At 64.4% G+C, this 24,686-nt stretch carries 22 protein-coding genes; 7 read left to right on the top strand and 15 right to left on the bottom strand.

All coding sequences use genetic code 11. The features are described from left to right. Positions 1-33: 33 nt before the first annotated feature. The 4 genes from lpdA to EJ074_RS16305 all read right to left on the bottom strand — a co-directional run bounded on the left by lpdA (position 34) and on the right by EJ074_RS16305 (position 5,328). Entirely contained in the window at positions 34-1,431 is a 1,398-nt protein-coding gene (gene lpdA / locus EJ074_RS16320; protein WP_095805457.1) for a dihydrolipoyl dehydrogenase, read from the bottom strand. A gap of 267 nt (positions 1,432-1,698) precedes the next feature. Further along, positions 1,699-3,069 (bottom strand): dihydrolipoamide acetyltransferase family protein, encoded by a 1,371-nt coding sequence (locus tag EJ074_RS16315; protein WP_095805341.1) that lies wholly within the window; start codon positions 3,067-3,069, stop codon positions 1,699-1,701. A gap of 11 nt (positions 3,070-3,080) precedes the next feature. Then, positions 3,081-4,094 carry an alpha-ketoacid dehydrogenase subunit beta gene (locus tag EJ074_RS16310; protein WP_095805340.1) on the bottom strand — a complete coding sequence of 338 codons (1,014 nt, stop codon included), beginning with the start codon at positions 4,092-4,094 and terminating at the stop codon, positions 3,081-3,083. 1 nt (position 4,095) lies between these two features. Next, positions 4,096-5,328, bottom strand: coding sequence for a 3-methyl-2-oxobutanoate dehydrogenase (2-methylpropanoyl-transferring) subunit alpha (locus EJ074_RS16305; protein WP_095805339.1), 1,233 nt, complete (start codon positions 5,326-5,328; stop codon positions 4,096-4,098). Positions 5,329-5,685: 357 nt separating this feature from the next. On the opposite strand from EJ074_RS16305, the gene holA reads away from it, so the two are divergent. Continuing rightward, positions 5,686-6,729 (top strand): DNA polymerase III subunit delta, encoded by a 1,044-nt coding sequence (gene holA / locus EJ074_RS16300; protein WP_095805338.1) that lies wholly within the window; start codon positions 5,686-5,688, stop codon positions 6,727-6,729. A gap of 136 nt (positions 6,730-6,865) precedes the next feature. Here the strand turns inward: holA and EJ074_RS16295 are convergent, their stop codons facing one another. The 7 genes from EJ074_RS16295 to mnmE form a co-directional block, all read right to left on the bottom strand. After that, the gene (locus EJ074_RS16295; protein ID WP_095805337.1) at positions 6,866-7,666 is read right to left on the bottom strand and encodes a DUF2182 domain-containing protein; all 801 of its coding nucleotides are present in this window, start codon (positions 7,664-7,666) and stop codon (positions 6,866-6,868) included. A 7-nt stretch (positions 7,667-7,673) separates the two neighbouring features. Beyond that, entirely contained in the window at positions 7,674-8,300 is a 627-nt protein-coding gene (locus tag EJ074_RS16290) for a DUF1326 domain-containing protein (protein ID WP_129553581.1), read from the bottom strand. 303 nt (positions 8,301-8,603) lie between these two features. Continuing rightward, on the bottom strand, positions 8,604-9,494 hold the full coding sequence (locus EJ074_RS16285) for a ParB/RepB/Spo0J family partition protein (protein WP_095805335.1): 891 nt from the start codon (positions 9,492-9,494) through the stop codon (positions 8,604-8,606). A 54-nt stretch (positions 9,495-9,548) separates the two neighbouring features. Then, positions 9,549-10,346 carry a ParA family protein gene (locus EJ074_RS16280; RefSeq protein ID WP_095805334.1) on the bottom strand — a complete coding sequence of 266 codons (798 nt, stop codon included), beginning with the start codon at positions 10,344-10,346 and terminating at the stop codon, positions 9,549-9,551. A gap of 17 nt (positions 10,347-10,363) precedes the next feature. Further along, entirely contained in the window at positions 10,364-11,005 is a 642-nt protein-coding gene (rsmG, locus tag EJ074_RS16275) for a 16S rRNA (guanine(527)-N(7))-methyltransferase RsmG (protein WP_095805333.1), read from the bottom strand. After that, entirely contained in the window at positions 11,002-12,876 is a 1,875-nt protein-coding gene (mnmG, locus tag EJ074_RS16270) for a tRNA uridine-5-carboxymethylaminomethyl(34) synthesis enzyme MnmG (protein ID WP_095805332.1), read from the bottom strand. Before mnmG ends, rsmG begins: the two co-directional genes overlap by 4 nt. A gap of 163 nt (positions 12,877-13,039) precedes the next feature. Further along, entirely contained in the window at positions 13,040-14,350 is a 1,311-nt protein-coding gene (mnmE, locus tag EJ074_RS16265) for a tRNA uridine-5-carboxymethylaminomethyl(34) synthesis GTPase MnmE (protein ID WP_129553580.1), read from the bottom strand. Positions 14,351-14,471: 121 nt separating this feature from the next. On the opposite strand from mnmE, the gene EJ074_RS16260 reads away from it, so the two are divergent. Continuing rightward, entirely contained in the window at positions 14,472-16,499 is a 2,028-nt protein-coding gene (locus tag EJ074_RS16260) for a thioredoxin domain-containing protein (RefSeq protein ID WP_095805456.1), read from the top strand. Positions 16,500-16,622: 123 nt separating this feature from the next. Here EJ074_RS16260 and rho read toward each other — a convergent pair whose 3' ends face one another. The 3 genes from rho to hemE all read right to left on the bottom strand — a co-directional run bounded on the left by rho (position 16,623) and on the right by hemE (position 19,629). Then, complete coding sequence (gene rho, locus EJ074_RS16255; protein ID WP_095805330.1) at positions 16,623-17,888, bottom strand: transcription termination factor Rho; 1,266 nt, start codon at positions 17,886-17,888, stop codon at positions 16,623-16,625. Positions 17,889-18,067: 179 nt separating this feature from the next. Next, positions 18,068-18,604: a protoporphyrinogen oxidase HemJ gene (gene hemJ / locus EJ074_RS16250; protein ID WP_129553579.1), complete on the bottom strand. Its 537-nt coding sequence runs from the start codon at positions 18,602-18,604 to the stop codon at positions 18,068-18,070. Next, the gene (gene hemE / locus EJ074_RS16245; protein ID WP_095805328.1) at positions 18,601-19,629 is read right to left on the bottom strand and encodes a uroporphyrinogen decarboxylase; all 1,029 of its coding nucleotides are present in this window, start codon (positions 19,627-19,629) and stop codon (positions 18,601-18,603) included. The genes hemJ and hemE overlap by 4 nt, the downstream gene beginning before the upstream one ends. 399 nt (positions 19,630-20,028) lie before the next feature. On the opposite strand from hemE, the gene EJ074_RS16240 reads away from it, so the two are divergent. The 5 genes from EJ074_RS16240 to dnaQ all read left to right on the top strand — a co-directional run bounded on the left by EJ074_RS16240 (position 20,029) and on the right by dnaQ (position 23,821). Then, positions 20,029-20,850, top strand: coding sequence for a pyruvate, water dikinase regulatory protein (locus tag EJ074_RS16240; protein WP_095805327.1), 822 nt, complete (start codon positions 20,029-20,031; stop codon positions 20,848-20,850). A 133-nt stretch (positions 20,851-20,983) separates the two neighbouring features. Continuing rightward, positions 20,984-21,583 carry a Maf-like protein gene (locus tag EJ074_RS16235; protein WP_095805326.1) on the top strand — a complete coding sequence of 200 codons (600 nt, stop codon included), beginning with the start codon at positions 20,984-20,986 and terminating at the stop codon, positions 21,581-21,583. Beyond that, positions 21,576-22,409 (top strand): shikimate dehydrogenase, encoded by an 834-nt coding sequence (locus tag EJ074_RS16230; RefSeq protein WP_095805325.1) that lies wholly within the window; start codon positions 21,576-21,578, stop codon positions 22,407-22,409. Before EJ074_RS16235 ends, EJ074_RS16230 begins: the two co-directional genes overlap by 8 nt. A gap of 14 nt (positions 22,410-22,423) precedes the next feature. Then, entirely contained in the window at positions 22,424-23,029 is a 606-nt protein-coding gene (gene coaE / locus EJ074_RS16225) for a dephospho-CoA kinase (protein ID WP_095805455.1), read from the top strand. A gap of 75 nt (positions 23,030-23,104) precedes the next feature. Next, positions 23,105-23,821 carry a DNA polymerase III subunit epsilon gene (gene dnaQ, locus EJ074_RS16220; RefSeq protein ID WP_095805324.1) on the top strand — a complete coding sequence of 239 codons (717 nt, stop codon included), beginning with the start codon at positions 23,105-23,107 and terminating at the stop codon, positions 23,819-23,821. Between the two features lie 272 nt (positions 23,822-24,093). Here the strand turns inward: dnaQ and secB are convergent, their stop codons facing one another. Continuing rightward, the gene (secB, locus tag EJ074_RS16215) at positions 24,094-24,594 is read right to left on the bottom strand and encodes a protein-export chaperone SecB (RefSeq protein ID WP_095805323.1); all 501 of its coding nucleotides are present in this window, start codon (positions 24,592-24,594) and stop codon (positions 24,094-24,096) included. Positions 24,595-24,686: the final 92 nt, after the last annotated feature.

The following is a 24,686-nucleotide window of genomic DNA, read 5'->3' as shown; positions in this document are numbered from 1 at the left end:
CGACCCCCTCTGGCCTGCCGGCCATCGCTCCCTCTAAATATGCAGCGCGTGGCCTAACGCCTTCAGCGCCGCTTCCTGGAACCCCTCGCCCTGCGTGGGATGTGCATGGATGGTGCCGGCGATGTCTTCCAGCCGCGCCCCCATTTCCAGCGCCAGGCCGAAGGCCGCCGACAGCTCCGACACACCCTGCCCGACCGCCTGGATGCCGAGCACCAGGTGATTGTCTGCCCGCGCCACGACGCGGACGAAACCGTCCTCGCCTTGTTTGGTCATGGCGCGGCCGTTGGCGGAGAACGGAAACTGCCCGATCTTGATCTCGCCCGCGAGCGCTTTCGCCTCGTCCGGCGACAGCCCGGCGGTGACCAGCTCCGGATCGGTGAAGCAGATCGCCGGGATCGCGCGCCTGTCCCAACTTCTTTTGTGGCCGGCGACGATCTCGGCCACCATCTCGCCCTGCGCCATGGCGCGATGCGCCAGCATCGGCTCGCCGGTGACATCGCCGATGGCGTAGATGCCGCGCATCGAGGTGCGGCACTGGTCGTCGATGCGAATGAATTTTCCCGCCATGTCGAGGTCGATCTGCTCCAGGCCCCAACCCTCGGTGAGCGGCTTGCGGCCGACCGTTATCAGGATCTTGTCGGTAGCGAGTTTGGCGTTCTTGCCGTCGGCCGCCTCGACAAGCAGCGCATCGCCTTTGGTCGACAGCCCCCTGGCCTTGGCGCCTTGCATCACCTCGACGCCGAGTTCGCCCAGACGCTTGAGCACCGGCCTTGTCAGCTCGGCGTCATACTGCGCCAGCACGCGCGGCAACGCCTCGACCACAGTGACCTTGGCGCCCATCTTGGCAAAGGCCATGCCGAGCTCGAGCCCGATATAGCCGCCGCCGACCACGACGAGCTTGCCCGGCACTTCGCTGAGCGCCAGCGCTTCGGTCGACGAGATGACCGGTCCGCCGAAGGGCAGATCCGGCAAGGCGACCGAAGCCGAGCCGGTGGCAATCACCACCGTCTCGGCGCGGATGATTTGGGTCCCGGTCTCGGTCTCGACCACGACGCTCTTGCCGTCCCGGAACGTCGCCCAGCCATGCACGGTCTTGACCTTGGCCTTTTTCAATAGCCCCGCGACGCCGCTGGTGAGCCGGCTAACGATACCGTCTTTCCAGCTGATCGTCCGCGCCAGATCCAGCGCCGGCGTGGCCACCGCGATGCCGAGCGGGCTCTGTGCCCCCGCCAGATGCGCGATTCTGTCGAACTCTTCCGCCGCATGGATGAGCGCCTTGGACGGGATGCAGCCGACATTGAGGCAGGTGCCGCCCGGCTTGCCAACCTCGACGATGACGGTGTCGACGCCCAGCTGGCCGGCGCGGATGGCGCAGACATAACCGCCTGGACCGGCACCGACGACGAGCAGCTTGCAGGAGATTTCTTTCATGACGTTCTCGTTGCTGAGCACGGGGATTTTGGCTGACCCAATCGCAGACCGTGGCGATTGGCCGATATCCTTGGAACGTCATCATCCTGGGGCGGAGCAAGGAGCGTAGCGACGCGCGTAGACCCCAGGATCCATGCCGTGACGTGAGGGCGTTGCAACGGTCCAGAATTCTGGTCCGCCGCGCCCTTCGGCCGAGGTCGCGGCATGGATCCTCGGGTCAAGCCCGAGGATGACGAAGCTAAGGGGGCACCGTCCGCATCCATACGACTATTCCACGAAGATCAGCGCCGGCGTCTCCAGCAGCGTCTTGATGCGCTGGACGAAGACGGCGGCATCCCAGCCGTCGATGACGCGGTGGTCGAAGCTGGATGACAGGTTCATCATCTTGCGCGGCATGAACTGCGTGCCGTCCCACACCGGCCGCACCATCATCTTGTTGACGCCGACGATCGCCACCTCCGGATGGTTGATGACCGGCGTCGTCGCCACGCCGCCCATGGCGCCGAGCGAGGTGATGGTGATGGTCGAGCCCGAAAGCTCGTCGCGGCTCGCCGTGCCCGACTTGGCCGCCTCGGCGAGCCGGTTGACCTCCGCGGCGCAATCCCACAGGTCGCGCGCCTCGGCATGCTTGACCACCGGCACGACGAGGCCGTTGGGCGTCTGCGCGGCGATGCCGATATGAATGCCTTCGTGCTGGTGGATGATGCCGGCTTCGTCGTCGAACAGCGCGTTGAGGCTGGGCTGGTCGGCGATGGCCTTGACCATGGCGCGCATCAGGAAGGGCAGCAGCGTCAGCTTTGGCCTGTCCGCTCCGTGCGCGCCGCGCTTTTCCTTATTGAGCGTGGCGCGCAGCTCCTCCAGCGCGGTGACGTCGATCTCCTCGACATAGGTGATGTGCGGGATGCGCGATTTGGCGAGCGCCATCTTCTCGGCGATCTTGCGCCGCAGCCCGACGACCTTGATGTCCTCGACGCCGTCCTTGCGCGTCAAGCCGGTGGCGCGGGCAAGCTGCGGCCCGCGGGCCAGGAAGGCTTCGATATCCTCATGACTGATGCGCCCGGCCGGACCACTCCCTGCAACCTGCCTCAGGTCGATGCCGGCCTCCTTCGCGCGCAGCCGCACCGCGGGCGAGGCCAGCGGCTTTTCGCCTTCCGCGCGCGGCGCGCCAGAAGTCGGCGCAGCACCCCCACCCCTGACCCCCCGAAAGCGGGAGGGGGATTGCGGTGCCGGCTCACGATCTCGTGCCGGCGCCTCTGCGGTTGAAGAAGTCATTGGCCTGGCAGCGGCCTTGGCGGTCGAAGCGTGTTCCCCTCGCCCTTGTGGGGAGGGGTCAGGGGTGGGGGTCGGTGCCGCCATGACCTCCGACGGTTGCGCGCCCGCCACGACATTTCCATCGCCGGCAACCTTCAGCCGCACGATCGGCGACCCGATCGCCACCGTGTCGCCGATCTCGGCGCCGAGCCACAGGATCTCGCCGTCGACCGGAGACGGAATCTCGACCGTCGCCTTGTCGGTCATGACGGCCGCCAGCACCGTGTCCTCGCGCACCAGGTCGCCGAGCTTGACATGCCACTCGACGAGCTCGGCCTCGGCGACGCCTTCGCCGACATCGGGAAGCTTGATCACATATTCGCCCATCGTGATTCCTCTCAGGCTTCCATGGTCTCGACGAGCGCCCGCCCGACCCGTGCGGGGCCGGGGAAATATTCCCACTCCTGCGCATGCGGATAAGGCGTGTCCCAACCGGCGACTCGCGCCACCGGGGCCTCCAGATGGTAGAAGCAGTTCTCCTGCACCAGCGCGACCAGCTCGGCGCCGAAGCCCGAAGTCAGCGTCGCCTCATGCACCACCACGCAGCGGCCGGTCTTCTTCACCGAGGCGACGATGGTGTCGAGGTCGAGCGGCAGCAATGTCCTGAGATCGATGATTTCGGCATCGATGCCGGTCTCCTCGGCAGCGGCCTGCGCGACATAGACCATGGTGCCGTAGGCGATCACGGTGACCGCCGCGCCCGGCCGGCGGATCGCCGCCTGGCCGAGCGGAACCGTGTAGTGGCCGTCGGCAACCTCGCCGAGCGCGTGCTTCGACCACGGCGTCACCGGCCGGTCGTGATGACCGTCGAAGGGGCCGTTGTAGAGCCGCTTCGGCTCGAGAAAAATCACCGGGTCCGGATCCTCGATCGCCGCGATCAGCAGCCCCTTGGCGTCATGCGGATTGGACGGCACCACCGTCTTCAGGCCGGAGACATGCGTGAACAGCGCTTCCGGGCTCTGGCTGTGCGTCTGGCCGCCGAAAATGCCGCCGCCGGTCGGCATGCGCACCACGATCGGGCAGGTGAAATCGCCGTTCGAACGGTAGCGCAGCCGCGCCGCTTCCTGCGTCAGCTGGTCGTAGGCCGGATACATGTAGTCGGCAAACTGGATCTCGACGCAGGGCTTGAGCCCATACGCCGCCATGCCGATGGCCGAACCGACGATGCCGGATTCGCTGATTGGCGCATCGAAGCAGCGGCTTTTGCCATACTTCGCCTGCAGCCCTTGCGTGCAGCGGAAGACGCCGCCGAAGAAGCCTACGTCCTCGCCATAGACGATGACGCGCTCGTCGCGTGCCATGGAGACATCCATGGCGTCGCGGATCGCCTCGATCATGGTCTTTCTCGGCATGTCAGACCCCCGCCTGCTGGCGCTGGCGCCTGAGATGCGGCGGCATCACGGCATAGAGCCCTTCGAACATATCGCGAGTCGACGGCTTGCCGCCGGCATGCAACGTGCCGTGGCTCTCGGCCTCCTTCTGCGCCGCGATCACCGTCTCGAGGATCTCGGCTTCCGCCTGGGTGTGGCGCTGCTCGGACCAGACGCCTTTGTGGATGAGATGGTTTCTCAGCCGGATGATGGGGTCGCCGAGCGGCCAGGCGTCGGATTCCGCCTTCGGCCGGTAGGCGGACGGATCGTCCGAGCTCGAATGCGCACCGGCGCGGTAGGTGACATATTCGACCAGCGTCGGCCCGAGATTGCTGCGCGCGCGCTCGGCCGCCCACTTGGCCACCGCATGAACGGCGAGGTAGTCGTTGCCGTCGACGCGCAGGGCCGGGATGCCGAAGCCGAGGCCCCGCGCCGCGAAAGTGCCGGCGCCGCCGCGGGCAATGCCTTGAAAGGTCGAGATCGCCCACTGGTTGTTGACGACATTGAGGATGACCGGCGCCTTGTAGGTCGAGGCGAAGACCAGCGCCGAATGGAAATCGGACTCCGCCGTCGAGCCATCGCCGATCCAGGCGGCGGCGATGCGCGAGTCGTTGGAGATCGCCGAGGCCATCGCCCAGCCGACCGCCTGGATGTATTGCGTCGCCAGATTGCCGGAAATCGAGAAGAAGCCGTGCTCCTTCGACGAATACATGATCGGCAGCTGCCGGCCTTTCAGCGGATCGGCCTCGTTGGAATAGATCTGGTTCATCATCATGACCATGGGATAGCCGTCGGCGATGAGCAGTCCGGCCTGCCGGTAGGTCGGAAAATTCATGTCGCCGGGCTTGAGCGCCTTGCGGAAGGCGGTGCTCACCGCCTCCTCGCCGAGATGCTGCATATAGAAGGAGGTCTTGCCCTGGCGCTGCGCCATCTGCATGCGCTGGTCGAAGGTCCTCAGCGTCATCATGTTGCGCAGGCCTTCGAGCAGCTCCTCGTCGGTGAGCAGCCCGGCCCACGGACCGACCGCTTCGCCGGCACGGTTGAGCACCCGGATGATGGAGAAGGCCATGTCGCGGATGCTGCGCGGATCGACATCGATCTCCGGACGCGGCACCGAGCCTGCCTTGGCAATGGTCACATTGGAGAAATCGGGCGTGCCGCCGGGCCGAACCTCGGGCTCGGGCACATGAAAGCGCAACATTCCAGCATCGGCCATGACCTTCGTCCTCCAATGTTGCCGGTGCGATAGTGGCACATCCGCGCCGCCATTTCATCGGCCGAGATAGCGGCTGCCTTCCCTGTTGCCGGCCGCCGCCGGCGGCGGCAGCCCATGGCCGACAAGATGCAGATATGGCAGCGAAATTTCTTGTCGATGTTTTTGCCTCCCGCGCAATTTGGCGAATGGTGGCTGGGCGTTAGGCGCAAGAGGAGGCAAGTCGGCGGTAGGTTCGGTCAGCGCCCATTTGCCGGCGGTGACGCTGCCCCTCACCTGCCTGCCGCGGCCTGACCACCTGCCGCCCTTAATGGCCGAACCTCTGGTTCCCTCACCCCGCCCCGTGCTAACTCACCCCGCATGGCACAGAAGAAGGGATACGAGGTCGATTCGTGGCTCGCGAAGCCGGACCCCGCGATGGCGATTGTCCTGCTTTACGGCCCCGATCGCGGCTTGGTCGCCGAGCGGGCCAAGACCTTTGCCACCAAGACCGGCCTGCCGCTCGACGACCCGTTCTCGGTGGTCAAGCTGGACGGCGCGGAAGTCGACCGTGACCAGGGCCGCCTGCTCGACGAGGCCCGCACCGTGCCGATGTTCTCCGACCGGCGGCTGCTCTGGGTGCGCAATGCCAGCGGCCAAAAGGCCCTGGCCGACGACATCAAGGCGCTGACGAGCGAGCCGGCACGGGATGCGGTCATCCTGATCGAAGCCGGCGACCTGAAGAAGGGCACCGGCTTGCGAGCCATCGTCGAAGCCGCCGGCAACGCCATGGCCTTGCCCTGCTATGCCGACGAGGCCAGGGATCTGGATTCGGTCATCGATGACGAACTGCGCAAGGCCGGCATGTCGATGACGCTCGACGCCAGGCAGGCGTTGCGCCGCAATCTCGGCGGAGACCGGCTGGCCTCGCGCGGCGAGATCGAGAAGCTGGTGCTCTACGCCCACGGCAAGAGGGAGATCGTCCTCGACGACGTCAATGCGATGTCGGGCGATGTGTCCGGCGCCTCCTTCGACGACGCGGTCGATGCCGTGCTCGACGGCAGGATCGGCGATTTCGACACCGCCTTCACCCGCCACTGCCAGTCGGGTGGTCACCCGTTCCTGGTGCTGTCGGCTGCGATGCGGCAGCTGCAGGCGATCCAGGCAATGCGCGGCCAGATGGAATCGGGGGGCCGCAATGCCGCGTCGGTCGTCGCCGCCGCCCGCCCGCCGGTTTTCTTTTCGCGCCGCAGGTTGGTCGAAAAGACACTCGAACGCTGGAGCAGCGAAGCGCTCGGCCGCGCGCTGAACCGATTGCAGACGGCGGTGCTGCAGACCCGCAAGCGGCCCGATTTATCGGAGGCCTTGGCGCGCCAGGCCCTGCTCGGCATCGCGGTGGAAAGCGCCAGGCTGGGGCAGCGCTAAAGCATGTCGCCCAGAAGTGCGCAGCGGTTCTGGGGCAACGACATGCGTAAAAACAAAGACTTAAAGCGCGTCGCCTGACTCCGTTTCAGCGCGTCGCGCTTTAGCCCCCTTCGCGCCATGGCACTTGTTCTGCCGTTCAGTTCATGGTCATGCCGTCCGCCGCCTGGAAGGTCGGCAGCGCCTGCGGAAAGACGAGCACGGTGGCACCGTAGAGCAGCAGAGCAATCCCGGACACCTTTGCTATCCGCCCTCCCGCCGGAAGGGTCTTTTCCGCAAAGACCAGCAGGGTGACCACGGCCATTGCCGCGATGTGCATCATCCCGAGCGGAAAAAGCGCGACGAACAACAGCCAGCAGCAGCCGAGGCAATAGAGCCCATGCGTCAGGCCCATGCGCACCGCGCCCCAATGACCGTCGCGCCATGAGGTGAGGATAAACCCAAGTGGAGTGCGGCATTTGGCCAGGCAAAGGTCCTTCAATGGGGAAAGCTGGTAGGCGCCCGCGACGATCACCAGCACACCACCGATACGCGCGGCCGTCGCGGCGGACATTCCCGCCTGCGCGGCAAGCAGTTCTCCGGCAACCGCGCCGGCAAAGGCTAGCGCGCCCGTCGCACCCCAGACCAGCATGTATCCAGCCACGAAAGCCCAGGTCGAGACAAAGGTTTCGCCGCGCCCCATTTTGCCGGTCTGCACTCGATGGAACATAAGGATCATCGGCGCGGCCGTCGGGAACATCATCGCGACCATCATGATGATCCAGACAGCAAGAAACACCGGCGCCGTCATGCCCATGGTGGGTGAATACATCTCCATCGACATGCCGGCGTCCATGCCGCTCTGCTGCAGGACCAGCAGAGCCCAGGCCGCCGCCGCGACAGCGATCAGCAGCGCCAGAATGATGTTTCTTTGCAGCGCGAGCGGGTCTGCTCCGGCCATGGAACGCCTATTGCTGGCCGGACCAGTTGATCGGGGCATAATGGCCGTTCCGGCCGGAATTGTCCCAGTTCATGCCGTGGTCGCTGAACGTGCTGCCTTGTACGCCCATCGCCATTGTGAGCCTGTCGGGATTGACGGGATGTCCGGTCGCCGCCCACATCTCGCCGTCCTCGCGCATGGTTGGCAGCGGTTCGACGGCCATGTGCATGACGCCAGGGATTTCCGCCGACCGTTTCTTACCGTCGACCTGGTATCTGATCGGCGTTTTCTTCGCTCCGAGATTGTTGCCGATCATGGGCGCAAAGGCAGCCATCGGGCCACCTGCGGCACCGGTGAAGATCGCACCCAGCGCTTCCATCTGCCTTTCGTCCGCACGCTCGTCGATATAGGCGGCAGCCGTCCAGTTGCCCTCCGCCATCGGACCCGGCGTGTGAGCGATCATCGCCACGTTGAGGTCATCCAGCCGGACGTCGCCGTAATTGCCTTGATCGATGTGGAACACCAGGGCGACATCGCAGACGCCCTGCGTCGGCTTCGAGGTCAACTGCGCGTTGGTGGACAACAGACAGGGACACACGACGTCGCAATTGCAATTTTCGAAATAGCTCCCAGACAATTGCCAACTGATTGCCATTTTCACCTCCCTGCTCTGTCAGGCGCGGCGGCACGGCTAGACGAGATGGGCGCCGCTTCGCTGGCATCGGAGGAACGGCACATAGCCCGACATCACGGCTTCTCGGCGCGCCAGGGCATATTGTTCAGTTGCACCTAATGGAGGTTACGCCGATACCGCGCACTGTCAAGGAACAGGCCGGGCCAGCTTCGGCTGCCTCTCATCGCGCCTGCCGGCTGCAACCGCTTCTTCTCGAAAAGGCCCCGACGTTCATCTTAAGCTGGAAGATAATTTGCCGGCTAAATACAGTTCTTCCTCAATGGCCTAGCGTTCGTCTTTGAGACGTCGGCAGAGCTCGTCGAGTTGGTCCAGCGTGCGGTAATTGACCCGCAGCGTGCCGCCTTTGCCCTTGTGCTCGATGCTGACGATCATGCCGATCGTGTCGGTCATCAGCTTTTCCAGCGCCAGCGTGTCGGGATCCTTGTCCGGCGCGCTCGACGCGGTTTTCACTTTGGCCGGCGTCGGACCGGCCGGCATCTGCGCCAGTGCTTCGGCCTGGCGGACCGAAAGTCCTTCCTCGACGATCCGCTTCGCAAGCCCGGCCGGATCGCCGGCCGTCACCAGCGTGCGCGCATGCCCGGCAGACAGTGCGCCGTCGACAAGCATGTCATGGATGACCCCGGGCAGCTTGAGCAGCCTGAGCGTATTGGCGACATGGCTGCGGCTTTTGCCGATCACCTGGCCGAGATCGGCCTGGGTATAGCCATGCTCGTCGATCAGTTGCTGGTAGCCTTGCGCCTCCTCGACCGGATTGAGGTCGGCGCGCTGCACGTTCTCGATGATCGCCAGTTCCAGCGCGGTGCGATCGTTGACGTCGCGCACGATCAGCGGGATCTCGGTGAGTCCTGCACGTTGCGCCGCCCGCCAGCGCCGCTCGCCGGCGATGATCTCGTAACGGCCGGGCTGCGACGGCGCTGGCCGCGCCACCACGGGCTGCACCACGCCATGTTCGCGGATCGATTGCGCCAGATCGGTAAGCTCGGCATCGCCGAAATGCCGGCGCGGGTTCTTCGGGTTGGGGCTGACGAACTCGATCGGCACCTTGCCGTCCGCCGCGACTTGGCTCGGCTTTTCCGCCACTGCCGGACGGTCGATCTCGCCGATCAGCGCCGCGAGCCCACGGCCCAGTCTTTTTCTCGATTGGTCTTCGCTCATTATTCTGTCCAGGTCGTTTCGGGATGGAATCGGCTAATCGTCATCAGGATGCGATCAGGCTGCGCGCAGCTTGCGCTCGCGGCGGATCACTTCGGAGGCGAGTTGCAGATAGGCCTGGCTGCCCGAGCATTTGAGATCGTAAAGGATCGCCGGCTTGCCGTAGGAGGGGGCTTCGGAAACGCGCACATTGCGCGGGATGATCGTCTCGTAAACCTTGTCGCCCATATGCGCCCGAACGTCCTGCACCACTTGGTTGGCGAGGTTGTTGCGGCCGTCGAACATGGTGAGCACGATGCCTTGGATGGTGAGATCCGGATTGATCGTGCGGCGCACCTGCTCGACCGTCTCGAGCAGCTGGCTGAGACCTTCCAGCGCGAAGAATTCGCATTGCAGCGGCACCAGAACCGAATCGGCTGCCGCCATTGAATTCAAAGTCAAAAGGTTGAGCGACGGCGGGCAGTCGATGAGCACATAGCCGAACGGTGCCGCGCGTTCGGCAGCGGCGCGCAATGCATTGCGCAGGCGCAGCACCCGGTCGGGGGCCGAGGCGATCTCCATCTCGATGCCGAGCAGGTCGAGGGTCGAAGGCACGATCGACAAGCCCGGTACCGCCGTCGGCACCGCGGCTGCTTCGAGCTCGAGCTCGCCCGTCAGCACGTCGTAGGACGACACCGTGCGGTCCTTGCGGTCGATGCCGAGACCGGTGCTGGCATTGCCCTGCGGATCGAGATCGACGATCAGCACCTGTTCGCCGATCGCGGCCAGCGCGGTGGCCAGATTGATCGCCGTGGTCGTCTTGCCGACGCCGCCCTTCTGGTTGGCAACGGTGATGATACGCGGTCCAGTTTTCATGGGTCTATGCCAGTAATTCATTGTGGGGTCGCCGGGCGCAGATCGGTGATTTCCAGGATGACGGCGTGGGGGTCGGTCATGCTGGGATGTTCTACCAGATCGAAGGTCCAGCGGTGAGCGCTTTCTTCCACTTCGGCTCGGTAATCCCGGCCTTTATGAAAGAGCGCGCGCGACCCTTGCGTCAGCCAGGGCGCTGACAGACCAAGCAGTTCGGGCAGTGCCGCCAATGCCCGCGCTGTCACAATTTCCGGTGCGGAAATAAAAGGATAGCTGTCGTCGATGCGCCGCGCGAGGACTCGTGCCGGCAGCCCGAACTGGCCAACGACGGACTGCAGGAACGACGCTTTCTTGCGGTTGCTCTCGACCAGGTCGATTGACGCGCCCGCGCGCTCGGCCAGCAGGAAACCCATCACCAATCCGGGAAAGCCGCCGCCCGAGCCGATGTCGACCCACCGCTTTGCGACAGGCGCGATTCGGGCAAGCTGAGCGCTGTCGAGGACATGGCGACGCCAGACGTCCTCCAGCGTCGACGGCGCCGCCAGATTGATGCTGCGATTCCATTTGAGGAAGAGCCGCTCGAAGACCTTGAGACGTTCGAATGTTTCACGTGAAACCGCACCGGCAGCCTGCTGCAGGTCTTCCCAGGCATCAGCGCTCACGCCACGTCCTTCCGCACGGCGAGCTCGACATTGCGGACATGGGCGACGATGATGGCAAGGGCCGCCGGCGTCATACCTTCCATCCGCTGCGCATCAGCGATCGAGCGTGGCCGACGGATCTTCATCTTTTGCTTCAACTCATTCGACAGCCCGGGCACGCCTGAGAAGTCGATGCTCTCCGGGATGAGGCGCGACTCCTCATGCCTGATCTGCGCCACATCAGCCTGCTGGCGTTCGAGATAAACGGCATACTTGGCCTCTGTCTCGAGCCGTTCCGCCGTTTTGCCATCCAGCGCGGCAAAGCGGGGCTCGACGCGGGTGAGCCAAGCCATGTCGACACCGGGATGCGCAAGCAGCTCATAGGCAGAGCGCCGCACGCCGTCCTTGTTGATCTCCAGCCCATGCCGCGCCGCTTCGTTCGGGGTGAACGTCACGGATTTGGCCAGCGCACGCGCCTGGTCCAGTTGCTGCGTCATCTCGCGGAAGCGCAACATTCGATGAGACGAGGCAATTCCGAGCTTCGCAGCCAGCGGTGTCAGCCGCTCATCGGCGTTGTCGGCGCGCAGCGAGAGCCTGAACTCGGCCCGTGAGGTGAACATGCGGTAGGGCTCGGCGATGCCGCGGCTGGTAAGATCGTCGATCATGACGCCGATATAGGCCTCGGTGCGGCTGAGCACGATCTGCTCGCTGGCCGAAGCCTTCCGCGCAGCGTTGATGCCGGCAAGCAGTCCCTGCGCCCCGGCCTCTTCATAGCCGGTCGTGCCGTTGATCTGCCCGGCCAGGAACAGGCCGGCAATGCGCTTCGTCTCCAGCGTCGTCCTCAGTTCGCGCGGATCGACATGGTCGTATTCGATGGCATAGCCCGGCTGCAGCATCGTCGCTCGCTCCAGCCCGGGAATCGTCTTCAATATGTCAAGCTGCACGTCTTCCGGCAGCGAGGTCGAAATTCCGTTCGGATAGACGGTGTCGTCGTCGAGGCCTTCCGGTTCGAGAAAGATCTGGTGACCCTCGCGATCACCGAACTTGACGATCTTATCCTCGATCGACGGGCAGTAGCGCGGTCCGACACCTTCGATCGATCCGGAATACATGGCCGAGCGGCCGAGATTTGCACGGATTAGATCATGCGTCGCCGGCGTGGTGCGGGTAATGCCGCAATGAATCTGCGGATTCGTGATCCGGTCAGTCATCAGCGAGAACGGGACCGGATCCTCGTCTGCCGCCTGGCTTTCCAGCGACGCCCAGTCGATGGTGCGGCCATCGAGGCGAGGGGGCGTTCCCGTCTTCAGGCGTCCAAGCTTGAAGCCTGCGCGGCTCATGGTCGCCGACAAGCCCATGCTCGCCTGCTCGTTCATGCGGCCGGCAACCATTTTCTTCTCGCCGATATGGATCAGCCCGCGCAGGAAGGTGCCGGTGGTCAGCACCACGGCACCACAGGCCAGCCGCCGGTCGCCGGAAACGAGGACGGCCTCGACCCGCTCGTCCTCGATCGCGAGATCCAGAACCTCGCCCTCAATCACGTCGAGATTGGCCTGATCGCCGATCGCCGCCTGCATGGCGAGTCGATAAAGTTTGCGGTCAGCCTGAGTGCGCGGTCCGCGCACGGCCGGGCCTTTGCGGCGATTAAGCAGGCGAAACTGGATGCCGGCGGCATCGGCGATGCGCCCCATCACCCCGTCCATGGCATCGATTTCGCGAACCAAGTGCCCTTTGCCGAGGCCGCCGATCGCCGGGTTGCAGGACATGACCCCGATCGTCTCGAAACGCAGCGTCACCAACGCGGTCCTTGCGCCGGCGCGCGCGGCAGCACTGGCCGCCTCGCATCCGGCATGGCCGCCGCCCACCACCACCACGTCATAGTGATTGGTCATTTCAAGAATCCGGTTTCAGAGATCGTCCGAACACATGTCCCCGCTGCCCCGCGCTGTCAAGGACGAACGCCCGACTCGTTTCACGTGAAACACGCCACCATTGCAGCCTGCGGTGTTTCACGTGAGTCACGCCGGCGCGCCGCGATCCGGTGTTTCACGTGAGTCACTTCCCAATGCAGAACTGCGAGAAGATGACGTCGAGCAGGTCCTCGACGTCAACGGCACCGACGATCTTCCCGATACGATCGGCCGCCAAGCGCAGGTCCTCAGCCCTCAGTTCCGGGCTCACCCCGGAACGGGCCCTCGCAAGAAAGCCCTTCGCCTCGTTCAAGAGCTCGACGTGCCGAAGCCTCGACGGCAGGATATCGCCGGCATCGCCGATCGCTTGCGCAGCGCGGCTGCCAATTACGTCCAGCAGCGCGGTCAGCCCCGTGCCGTCCTTCGACGAGATCAAAAGATCATAGCCGTTCGGCTGTCCAGCTCCGAGATCAGCTTTCGTCCCCAGCTTGAGCAAAGGCACACCTGCCGGAATCTCGCCCACGGGCAGGGGACCTGTCATGTCCTCCAGCAGCAGCACAAGGTCGGCGCCGCCGGCCTTGGCGCGTGCCCTTTCGATGCCGATAGTCTCGACTTTGCCGACGGCCTCGCGCAAACCGGCTGTATCGACGACCCGAACGCGCATCCCGTTCAGATCAAGCGCCACTTCCAGTAGGTCCCGGGTGGTCCCCGGCTCGTCAGTCACGATCGCCGCCTCTCGCTGGGCGAGTGCATTGAACAGGCTGGACTTGCCGGCATTTGGCGCGCCGAGGATAACCACCTCAAAGCCGTCGCGGATAATTTCGGCGGCCTTGAACCCGCGGATGTGGCGTTCGATCTCGACAATCATCGTGGCCACATCAGACCAAACCGCGTCCGAAACAGAGCCTGGCACATCGTCTTCCTCGGCGAAGTCGATCTCCGCCTCGATCATCGCGCGTGCATGGATCAGCCGCCGGCGCCAGCCCGCGTAAAGATCGCTCTGCACGCCTTCCGCATTGCGCACGGCAAAGCGGCGCTGCGCTTCCGTCTCGGCACTAACGAGATCGGCCAACGCTTCCGTCTCCACCAGATCGAGTTTGCCGTTGAGAAAGGCGCGCCGGGTAAACTCGCCCGGCTCGGCGTGCCTGATGTCATCGAAGGCCGTGATCGCCTCGAGCAGCTTCGCGGCAACGGCGCGGCCGCCATGAACATGGAACTCGGCGACGTCCTCGCCGGTAAAGCTTGCCGGCCCCGCAAAGAACAGAACAAGCCCGTGATCGATGACCGAGCCATCCGACGCCGTCAGCTTGCGCAGCGTGGCATGCCTTTCCTTAACGCCTCCGGCAGCGATCGTTTCGACCACGAATCGAGTCTTCGGGCCCGAGATGCGGACCACAGCGACCCCGGCCGGCAGGCGGCCGCTCGACAGCGCCACGATCGAATCCTTCGAAGCCATCTGGGAAACCATTTGCCCGACCTGCCGAACCGCCCTAGGTATTTCGTTTCACAATTCCGGACACGCTGCTGCTGGCTTGCCGGAATTGTCGCTCATCAACGATCATGCCGAGCCGCCCATCGTGACCCTGCCCGCACGAAACCTGCTTGCCGAAGAGGCCAGTCCCTACCTGCAGCAGCACAGCGACAATCCCGTGCACTGGCGGGCCTGGTCGCCGACGGCCCTGGCCGAAGCCAAGGAGCTCGAACGGCCGATCCTTCTCTCCATCGGCTATGCCGCCTGCCACTGGTGCCATGTCATGGCGCATGAAAGCTTCGAGAACGCCGCCGTGGCTGCCGTCATGAACCGGCTCTTCGTCAATATCAAGGTCGATCGCGAGGAGCGCCCGGACATCGACCAGATCTATATGGCGGCACTCCATGCCATGGGCGAGCAGGGCGGCTGGCCGTTGACCATGTTCCTGACGCCCGACGGCAAGCCGTTCTGGGGCGGCACCTATTTTCCGCGCGAGGCCCGCTACGGCCGCCCCGGCTTCATCCAGGTGCTGGAAGCGGTTGACAAGGCATGGCGGGAGAAGCGGCAAAGCCTTGCCGACAGCGCCGCTGGATTGGCCGCCCATGTGGAGCAGCGGCTTGCCGGAACCCAGGGCAGGGCGGCGCTCGACCGCGGCACGCTGGCCGACCTCGCCGGGCGTATCGACCGCATGATCGACCGCGATCTCGGGGGCTTGAGCGGCGCACCGAAATTCCCCAACGCGCCGTTCATGCACACCCTATGGCTGTCCTGGCTCCGCGACGGCCACGCTGCCCACCGCGACGCCGTGCTGCTCAGCCTCGAAAGGATGCTCGCCGGCGGCATTTACGACCATCTCGGCGGCGGCCTCAGCCGCTATGCGACCGACGCCGAATGGTTGGTGCCGCATTTCGAAAAGATGCTCTACGACAATGCCCAGCTCATCCGCCTCTGCAACTGGGCCTATGCGGCGAGCGAGAACGAGTTGTTCCGGATACGAATCGAAGAAACGATCGCCTGGCTGCTGCGCGAGATGCGCGACGACGGCGGCGCCTTTGCCGCCAGCCTCGATGCCGATAGCGAAGGCGAGGAGGGGCTGTTCTACACCTGGAGCCCGGGAGAGGTCGAAGCCGCACTCGGGGACGAGACGGCTATGTTCTTCCGCTATTTCGAGCTGGCCGCTCCTCATGGCTGGGAAGGCAAGCCGATTATCAGCCAGACCGCCGGACAACAACGCCAGGGCGTCGCCGACTGCATCCAACTTGCGCCGCTGAAGGCCAAGCTGCTCGCCAGCCGGGAAAAGCGGGTCAGGCCGGGACGCGACGGCAAGGCGCTCACCGACTGGAACGGCCTGATGATCGCCGCTCTCGCCGAAGCTGGCCGAACCTTCGGGCGATCCGACTGGATCGAGGCCGCGGCCAAGGCCTTCGCTCATATTGTCGGAGCCAGCCAGAATGGCCGGTTACCGCATTCGATGCTGGGCGCCAAAAAGCTGTTCCCGGCCTTGTCGAGCGACTATGCCGCCATGACCAATGCCGCGATCGCCTTGTTCGAGGCGACCGGAAATTCGATCTACTCGGACCATGCCAAGCAGTTCATCGACCAGCTCGACCGCTGGCATCAGGACAGTGCAGAGACCGGCTACTATCTGACGGCGTCGGACAGCAGTGACGTCCTGATCCGCATCCGCGGCGATGTCGACGAGGCGATCCCTTCGGCCACCAGCCAGATCATCGAAGCACTGGTTCGGCTCTCGTCTCTTACCGGCGATCTCGAACTCTGGGACAAGGCCTGGACGACGGCCGAGCACGCCGTCGGCCGCGCCGCCCAGCAGGCCTATGGCCAGGCCGGCATCATCAACGCCTGCGCGCTGGCGCTCGAACCGCTGAAGCTGGTCATTATAGATGGAACTGAGTCTTCAAGCCTCGTTCCGGTAGCGAATCGAACACCGGACCCAAGGCGTGTCGATGTCGTCGTTCCGATCGGCACGGAACCGAATCGACCGCTGCTGCCCGGCGGCGTGCTGCCGCCGACGGATAAGCCAGGCGCCTGGCTCTGCACCGGGCAAGTGTGCCTGCCGGTGGCAACCGATGCCGCGGAGTTGGAGAAGTTGCTGCGGCGGGGCTCGTCATCCTAGGCCGGAGCAAGGAGCGAAGCTACGCGCGCAGACCCTAGGATATGCCGTGACGGCGGAGGTCACGGCATGGATCCTCGGGTCAAGCCCTAGGATGACGAAGAGGAGGGGCAGCGCCCCACCCGATCACGTGTTCATCGAATCGAAGAAATCGGCGTTGGTCTTGGTCTGCTTGAGCTTGTCGATGAGGAACTCGATCGCGTCGGTCGTTCCCATCGGCGCCAGGATGCGGCGCAGCACGAAGATCTTCTGCAGATCCGCGCGCGGCACCAGCAGGTCTTCCTTGCGGGTGCCGGACTTGAGGATGTCCATCGCTGGGTAGATGCGCTTGTCGGCGACCTTGCGGTCGAGCTGGATTTCGCAGTTGCCGGTGCCCTTGAACTCTTCGAAGATCACTTCATCCATGCGGCTGCCGGTATCGATCAGCGCCGTGGCGATGATGGTGAGCGAACCGCCTTCCTCGATGTTGCGGGCGGCGCCGAAGAAGCGCTTCGGGCGCTGCAGCGCGTTGGCGTCGACACCGCCGGTCAGCACCTTGCCGGATGACGGCACGACGGTGTTGTAGGCGCGGCCGAGGCGCGTGATCGAATCGAGCAGGATGACGACGTCGCGGCCATGCTCGACCAGGCGCTTGGCTTTTTCGATCACCATCTCGGCGACCTGCACGTGGCGGGCGGCCGGCTCGTCGAAGGTCGAGGAGATCACCTCGCCCTTCACCGAGCGCTGCATGTCGGTCACTTCCTCCGGGCGCTCGTCGATCAGAAGCACGATCAGATAGCATTCCGGATGGTTGGCGGTGATCGAGTGCGCGATGTTCTGCATGAGAACCGTCTTGCCGGTACGCGGCTGCGCGTTGATCAGCGCGCGCTGTCCCTTGCCGATCGGTGCGACCAGGTCGATGACGCGCGGCGAGATGTCCTTGGAGGTCGGATTGTCGATCTCCATCTTCAGCCGCTTGGTCGGATAGAGCGGCGTCAGATTGTCGAAATGGATCTTGTGCCGGATCTTCTCCGGATCGTCGAAATTGATCGTGTTGACCTTGAGCAGGGCGAAATAGCGCTCGCCCTCTTTCGGGCTGCGGATCGGTCCTTCGACCGTATCGCCGGTCTTGAGCGAAAAGCGCCGGATCTGCGACGGCGAGATATAGATGTCGTCGGGACCGGGCAGGTAGTTTGCGTTGGCCGAGCGCAGGAAACCGAAACCGTCCTGCAGCACCTCGACCACGCCGTCGCCGATGATTTCTATGTCCTGGGCAGCGAGCTTCTTCAGGATTGCGAACATCAGCTCCTGCTTGCGCATGACGCTGGCGTTCTCGACCTCGAGCGATTCGGCATAAGCGATCAGCTCTGGCGGCTTCTTGTTCTTGAACTCGGCGAGTTTCATTTCTTGCATTAGATAGACTCTGGGTAGGCTTTGGGGAGAAAAATCGGCTGGTATGCGACAAATGCCGGGCGCGGCCGAAAGCGAAAAGGGGGCGGCGCATGACGGGAAGGAAGACCCGTCTTTTATCGTCGGTCGCCTGAAAGAGCAAGCCGCCTTTTGCTGGGCCATCCGGCCCGTTCTTGGGAATCTCAGAACGGCTTCACGATGACCAGGATGACGATGACGATCATCAACAATGTGGGGATTTCATTGACGACCCGCCAGTGCTTGGCGCTCTTTTCGTTGCGGTCCTCGGCGAATTTTCGCACCGCGCCGGCGAAATAGCCGTGAAGCCCTGAAAGCAGCAGCACCGCGGCGATCTTGGCGTGCAGCCAGCCGCCCTGGAAAGCGAAACCTTTCCAGGCGAGCCAGAGGCCGAACACCCAGGTCACGGTCATCGCCGGATTGATGATGGCCCGCAGCAGCCTGCGCTCCATCACCTTGAAGGTCTCGGACTGCGCCGAGCCCCTCTGGGCATCGGCATGGTAGACGAAGAGCCGCGGCAGGTAGAGCATGCCGGCCATCCACGAGATGACGGCGATGACATGGATCGCCTTTGCCCAAAGATAGAAGCTGTCCGGCGCCACAAGGAACAGCAGCCCGGTCAGCAGGACAAGCACGAGGATGCCGATCACCATGCGTTTCATCGCCTGGCCGGTGCTGTTCTCGCTGGCTATACCGGTCATCCGCGGCTCCTCACCATTTTCACCATCGCCTCGACATGCGCCACCGGTGTTTCGGGCGTGATGCCATGGCCGAGATTGAAGATCAGCGGGCCATCGCCGAGCGTCCGAAGAATGGCGGCCACGCCGTCAGCCAGCGCCTTGCCGCCGGCGACCAGCCGCAGCGGATCAAGATTGCCCTGCACCGCGCCTTCGCTCTGCAACTCCTTGGCCATCGAAAGCGGCACGGTCCAGTCGAGGCCAAGACCGGTGATTCCCGTCTTCTTGCGATAGTCGCGATAGCGCTCGCCGGCGCCTTTCGGGAAACCGATCACCGGGACATCGGGATGCGCAGCCTTCACCTGCCGCACGATCTCGGCCACGGGCTCGACGCAGAACGCCTCGAACGAGGCGTCGTCGAGAACGCCCGACCAGGAATCGAAAATCTGCACGACATCGGCGCCGGCCTCGATCTGGCGGATGAGATAGGCGGCCGAATGGTCGGCCAGTAGCTTCAGAAGCCGCGCGAAAGCCTCCGGTTCGCGATAGGCAAAAAGCCGTGCCGGCGCCTGATCCGGCGTGCCGTGGCCGGCAATCATATAGGTGGCCACCGTCCAGGGTGCGCCGCAGAAACCGATCAGAGTCGTTTCATCCGGCAGTTTCGCGCGCAGGCGACGCACCGTTTCGTAGACCGGCTCGAGATTCACGTGAAACGTTTCGCCATCGAGCGCCGGTATCTCGGCCGCCGCGATCGGCTTCAGGATCGGCCCGCGGCCTTCTTCGAACCGGACTTCCCGGCCCAGCGCATTGGGCACGACAAGGATGTCGGAGAACAGGATCGAGGCATCGAAGCCGAAGCGTTCGATCGGCTGCAGCGTCACTTCGACGGCAAGCTCGGGATCGTAGCAGAGATCGAGGAAGGATCCGGCCCGCTTCCGGGTTTTGCGATATTCCGGCAGGTAGCGACCTGCCTGGCGCATCATCCAGAGCGGCGGCGGTGAGACCGTCTGGCCCTTGAGGACGTCCAGCATGATCCGTTTCCCAGCCATCAGGCGTCGATCCTTGGGTCTCTTACAATCAAATATCTATTTTAAAAGAGTCTTCTGATTCTAAGAGTCTGTTGGTTGTGGTGGTTGCGACCTGTCCCGCCTGCCGCCCGAAAACGCCAGTCAGCATATTGTCGCGCGCCCTTGTTCGCAAATTGGAGGGATCTGGGGAAGAACCGGATTCAGGCTGTGGAGTCAGCGGCTTGGCCTTGCCGCCTCGAATTTGGCACTGTGGATGGTACCGGCCAAGGAAAGTTGATCCCCAGTTTTGTCCCCAGCGCCGCGGCAAAGCCTACAGCGGGGCGAATTGTGGACAAGCTGGCATCTGATACAGTCGCCTTCGCCGGCCCCGATTTTTCGTCCAGCCTTGTCCACATCTGCCCACAGCCCGGAACCGCCCTTGTGAACAAACCCCAGAGCTTCTTTCACCTGCATCTGATTTCCGACGCCACCGGCGAGACGCTGCTGGCGGCCGGCCGCGCGGCGTCCGCCCAGTACAAGGACGCGCGGGCCATCGAGCACATCTATCCGCTGATCCGCACCGAAAAGCAGATCGCCAAGGTGTTCGAGGATATCGAGCAGGAGCCCGGCATCATTCTCTACACCGTCGTCGACCAGAAGCTCGCGCGCAGCATAGACGAGCGCTGCGCCGCCATGGGCCTGCCCTGCGTTTCGGTGCTCGAGCCGGTGCTCAGTGTCTTCCAATCCTATCTCGGCACGCCGGCCGGCCGGCGCGTCGGTGCCCAGCATGTGCTTGACGCCGAATATTTCCGCCGCATCGATGCGCTGAACTTCACCATGGAGCATGATGACGGTCAGCTGCCGGCCAATATGGACGACGCCGATATCGTGCTGATCGGCATCTCGCGCACCTCGAAGACGCCGACCAGCATCTATCTGGCAAACCGCGGCATCAAGACCGCCAACATCCCGATCGTGTTGGGCGTGCCGCTGCCGGAAAGTCTGATCGCCGCGAAGACGCCGCTGATCGTCGGCCTGGTCGCCACTGCCGAGCGCATCTCGCATGTGCGGCAGAACCGCATCCTCGGCAACACCGCCCCTTATGTCTCGACCGACTATATCGATCGCGTCTCGATCAACGAGGAGCTCGCCTATGCGCGCCAGCTCTGCACCAGGCATGGCTGGCCGATGATCGACGTCAGCCGCCGCTCCATCGAGGAAACGGCGGCGGCCATCGTTGCCCTGCGCGGAAAGAACAGATAACTGGGGCCGGCGATGCGCGGCTGACGACCACCGCCGCGTCGCTCGTAACCGTGGCCGAGGAGTGCAGCGATCCAAGAAATTGCTCGCCGCACTCGTCTCCTGCCCAGTTCAAACCTTAGGCAACCACAAAACCATGGCCGAGAAAATCATCCTCGCTTCGGGCAGTCCTTTCCGCAAGGCGATGCTCGTCAATGCCGGGCTCGACATCGAGGCGGTGCCGGCGAATGTCGACGAACGCGCGCTCGAGGCGCCCTTGCAGGACAGCGGCGCCTCGCCGGAGGACGTGGCTTCGATCCTCGCCGAGGCCAAGGCAACGGAAGTCAGCGAGCGCAAGCCCGGCGCTCTGGTGCTGGGCTGCGACCAGACGCTGTCGTTGGGTGACGAGGTCTTCCACAAGCCGGCCGACATGGAAGGCGCGCGCAGGCATCTTTTGGCTTTGTCCGGCAAGACGCATCAGTTGAACAGCGCCGCCGTGCTCTGCCGAGATGGCGAGGTCCTGTGGCGCCATGTCGGCATTGCCAGCCTCACCATGCTCAAGCTCGACCCGGCCTTCATCGGCCGGCACCTGGCCCGCGTCGGCGCCAAGGCGCTGTCCAGCGTCGGCGCCTACCAGATCGAGGGCGAAGGCATCCAGCTGTTCGAGAAGATCGAAGGCGACTATTTCACCATTGTCGGCCTGCCGCTCTTGCCGGTTCTGGAGGAATTGCGCGCCCTGGGAGCCATCGATGGCTGAGAGGAGGGCGTTCGTCACCGGTCATCCGATCGCGCATTCGCGCTCGCCGAAGATCCATGGCCACTGGCTGGCGCAATATGGCATCGACGGCAGCTACCAGGCGATCGACGTCGCGCTGGCCGATTTTGCCCGCTTCCTGAAATCGATCGGTGCCGGTGGCTATCGTGGCGGCAACGTCACCATTCCGCACAAGGAAGCCGCCTTCGCGGGGGTCGCCCGCCGCGATCACGCCGCCGAGCAAATCGGCGCGGTCAACACGCTGTGGTTCGAGGACGGGGTTCTGTGGGGCGGCAACACCGACGGCCACGGCTTTGCCGCCAATCTCGACGACCACGCACCGGGCTGGGCGGCCAATGGTCCGGCCGTGGTGCTGGGGGCGGGCGGAGCATCCCGGGCCGTGATCCACGCGCTCAAACAGCGCGGCATCGGCGACATCCGCATCGTCAATCGCACGCTGGCGCGAGCTCAGGAACTCGCCGACCGGTTCGGCGCCGGGGTTTCCGCGCATGGCGCCGGCGCTGTCGGGGAATTGCTTTCCGATGCCGGCCTGCTCGTCAACACCACGGCGCTCGGCATGCATGGCAACGAGGCTCTTGCCGCCGACCCGGCGGGCCTGCCCGGCCATGCCATCGTCACCGACATCGTCTATATGCCGCTGGAAACACCGTTGCTCGCTGCGGCCAGAACCCGCGGTCTGAAAACTGTGGATGGCCTCGGCATGCTGCTGCACCAGGCGGTGCCTGGTTTCGAGCTCTGGTTCGGGCAAAAGCCGGAGGTCACGCCGGAATTGCGGCGCATCATCGTCGCCGACATCGAAGCCCATTGATGACGGACAACGCCATGATCGTGCTCGGCCTCACCGGATCGATCGGCATGGGCAAGTCGACCACGGCGAAGATGTTCGCCGAGGCCGGCGTGCCGGTCCATGATTCCGACGAGACCGTGCATCGGCTCTATGCAGGAAAGGCCGCGCCCCTGGTCGAGGCGGCCTTTCCCGGCACGACGCGATCGGGCGTCGTCGACCGCGCCAGGCTGGCCGAAAAGGTGTTGGGCGATCCGGCCGCGCTAAGCAAGCTGGAAGCGATCATCCATCCGCTGGTGCGGGCCGATGCCGATGCGTTTCTTGCCAGCCATCGCGCCGCCGGCGCGCCGCTCGCCGTGCTCGACATTCCGCTGCTCTTCGAGACCGGCGGCCGCGACCGCGTCGACAAGGTCGTGGTCGTCACCGCGCCCGCCGACATCCAGCGAGAGCGTGTGCTCGCACGGCCCGGCATGGGCGAGGAGAAGTTTGCCGCGATCCTCGCCAAGCAGGTGTCGGACGCCGAAAAGCGCCGCCAGGCCGATTTCATCGTCGACACCGGCCAGGGCTTCGATGCCGCGCGCCGGGCGGTCGAAGCCATCATCCGCGAATTGACGGGGGAAAACTCCGGCAAGGACGCTTCCTGACGGCCCCTGTCAGCAGACCCCATTGCCATTTTGTTCCGGTTTGTGATTCTGGTATCCAGAGCGGACCGATTCGAAATGCGTGAGATCATCTTCGATACCGAAACCACCGGCCTCGATTTGCGCGAAGACCGCATCATCGAGCTCGGCGGGGTCGAGCTTGTCAATCGCTTTCCGACCGGCCGCACCTTCCACAAGTTCATCAATCCGCAAGGGCGTGCGATCCACGCCGAAGCGCAGGCCGTGCACGGCATCAGCGCGGCCGATCTCGTCGGCAAGCCGACCTTCACGGAGATCGTCGAGGAATGGCTGGCCTTCACCGATGGGGCCAAGCTCATCGCGCACAACGCCACCTTCGACCTCGGCTTCCTCAACCTGGAATTCAGCCGGCTCGGCCATCCGGCCATCGATCCGGGCCGCATCGTCGACACGCTGGCCTTGGCCCGGCGCAAGCATCCGATGGGCCCGAATTCGCTCGATGCGCTCTGCCGGCGCTATGGCATCGACAACACCCGCCGCACCAAGCACGGCGCGCTCCTGGACTCCGAATTGCTGGCCGAAGTCTATATCGAGCTCATCGGCGGCAAGCAGGCGGCGCTGATCCTCGATGCCGTGGCGGTGCAGGTGAACGGCGCCGGCGAGGTGGCCGACATCGACATCTCGATCGTTGCCCGGCCGATCGCGCTGCCGCCGCGCCTCACCGAGGCCGATCGCGCCGCGCATGCCGCCCTTGTCTCGGCGCTTGGCGAAAAGGCGCTGTGGCTGAAGGTGGCAGTCGGCGCTGGTAGCGCCTGATGCTGAGGATTGGCCGAAAGCACCCTCACGTCGTCATGCTCGGGCTTGACCCGAGTATCCATGCCCCGACCTTTGCCGTAGACTGCAACGGTGCAGAATTCTGTAACCGCGGCGACGCCTTAGCGTCACGGCATGATCCCAGGGTCTGCGCGCTTCGCTTCGCTCCTTGCTGCGCCCTAGGATGACGACCGAGCCGTCGTAGCGCCACGTCGAAGGCAACAAAAAGCCCGGCACGAAGCCGGGCGTTTCGATAAGATGCGACGGTGGCCGTCTCAGCTCACCTGAACCTTGGCCGCCGCCTGGTCCTCGGCCAGCTTCTGCTGGAACATCTGCGCGAAATCGATCGGGTCGAGCATCAGCGGCGGGAAGCCGCCATTACGGGTCGCCTCGGCGATGATCTGGCGGGCGAAGGGGAAAAGCAGCCGCGGGCATTCGATGAACAGGATCGGCAGCATGTGCTCCTGCGGGAAGCCGGCGATGGCGAAGACGCCGCCATAGACCAGCTCGACGTTGAACAGCACCTCCTGGTCGAAGGAGGCCTTGGCATTCAGCGTCAGGTTGACGTCGAACTGCTTGTCCGACAGCGGATTGGCGTTGACGTTGACATTGATGGCGATGCCCGGAGCCTTGTCGCGGCCGCGCAGCGAGTTGGGTGCGCCGGGGCTTTCGAAGGACAGGTCCTTCACATACTGGGCAAGCACGTTGAGCGAGGGCTGCGTCTGGTTGCCGTTGCCGTTGGCGGCGCCTGCCGCGGCGTCATCATTGCTGGCCATGAGCCTGTGGTCCTTTTGCCTGGGCAGCGTTGCTGACCGGATTGAAATCGGGGGTTCGCTACCATGGTCGGCAGCACAAGACAAGTTTCGCC

Origin of the sequence: Mesorhizobium sp. M3A.F.Ca.ET.080.04.2.1, assembly GCF_003952525.1 — a bacterium.
Taxonomy (GTDB): Bacteria; Pseudomonadota; Alphaproteobacteria; order Rhizobiales; family Rhizobiaceae; genus Mesorhizobium.
This window is presented reverse-complemented; position numbering and strand designations above follow the sequence as displayed.

Coding starts and splice junctions, on each gene's coding strand:
- EJ074_RS16310 (WP_095805340.1), bottom strand. CDS start 4,094: ATGCCGAGAAAGACCATGATCGAGGCGATCCGCGACGCCATGGATGTC.
- hemE (WP_095805328.1), bottom strand. CDS start 19,629: ATGGCTGGGAAACGGATCATGCTGGACGTCCTCAAGGGCCAGACGGTC.
- hemJ (WP_129553579.1), bottom strand. CDS start 18,604: ATGACCGGTATAGCCAGCGAGAACAGCACCGGCCAGGCGATGAAACGC.
- EJ074_RS16285 (WP_095805335.1), bottom strand. CDS start 9,494: ATGAGCGAAGACCAATCGAGAAAAAGACTGGGCCGTGGGCTCGCGGCG.
- EJ074_RS16230 (WP_095805325.1), top strand. CDS start 21,576: ATGGCTGAGAGGAGGGCGTTCGTCACCGGTCATCCGATCGCGCATTCG.
- EJ074_RS16315 (WP_095805341.1), bottom strand. CDS start 3,069: ATGGGCGAATATGTGATCAAGCTTCCCGATGTCGGCGAAGGCGTCGCC.
- mnmG (WP_095805332.1), bottom strand. CDS start 12,876: ATGACCAATCACTATGACGTGGTGGTGGTGGGCGGCGGCCATGCCGGA.
- holA (WP_095805338.1), top strand. CDS start 5,686: ATGGCACAGAAGAAGGGATACGAGGTCGATTCGTGGCTCGCGAAGCCG.
- EJ074_RS16280 (WP_095805334.1), bottom strand. CDS start 10,346: ATGAAAACTGGACCGCGTATCATCACCGTTGCCAACCAGAAGGGCGGC.
- dnaQ (WP_095805324.1), top strand. CDS start 23,105: ATGCGTGAGATCATCTTCGATACCGAAACCACCGGCCTCGATTTGCGC.
- EJ074_RS16235 (WP_095805326.1), top strand. CDS start 20,984: ATGGCCGAGAAAATCATCCTCGCTTCGGGCAGTCCTTTCCGCAAGGCG.
- mnmE (WP_129553580.1), bottom strand. CDS start 14,350: ATGGCTTCGAAGGATTCGATCGTGGCGCTGTCGAGCGGCCGCCTGCCG.
- secB (WP_095805323.1), bottom strand. CDS start 24,594: ATGGCCAGCAATGATGACGCCGCGGCAGGCGCCGCCAACGGCAACGGC.
- EJ074_RS16290 (WP_129553581.1), bottom strand. CDS start 8,300: ATGGCAATCAGTTGGCAATTGTCTGGGAGCTATTTCGAAAATTGCAAT.
- EJ074_RS16305 (WP_095805339.1), bottom strand. CDS start 5,328: ATGGCCGATGCTGGAATGTTGCGCTTTCATGTGCCCGAGCCCGAGGTT.
- lpdA (WP_095805457.1), bottom strand. CDS start 1,431: ATGAAAGAAATCTCCTGCAAGCTGCTCGTCGTCGGTGCCGGTCCAGGC.
- rho (WP_095805330.1), bottom strand. CDS start 17,888: ATGCAAGAAATGAAACTCGCCGAGTTCAAGAACAAGAAGCCGCCAGAG.
- coaE (WP_095805455.1), top strand. CDS start 22,424: ATGATCGTGCTCGGCCTCACCGGATCGATCGGCATGGGCAAGTCGACC.
- EJ074_RS16295 (WP_095805337.1), bottom strand. CDS start 7,666: ATGGCCGGAGCAGACCCGCTCGCGCTGCAAAGAAACATCATTCTGGCG.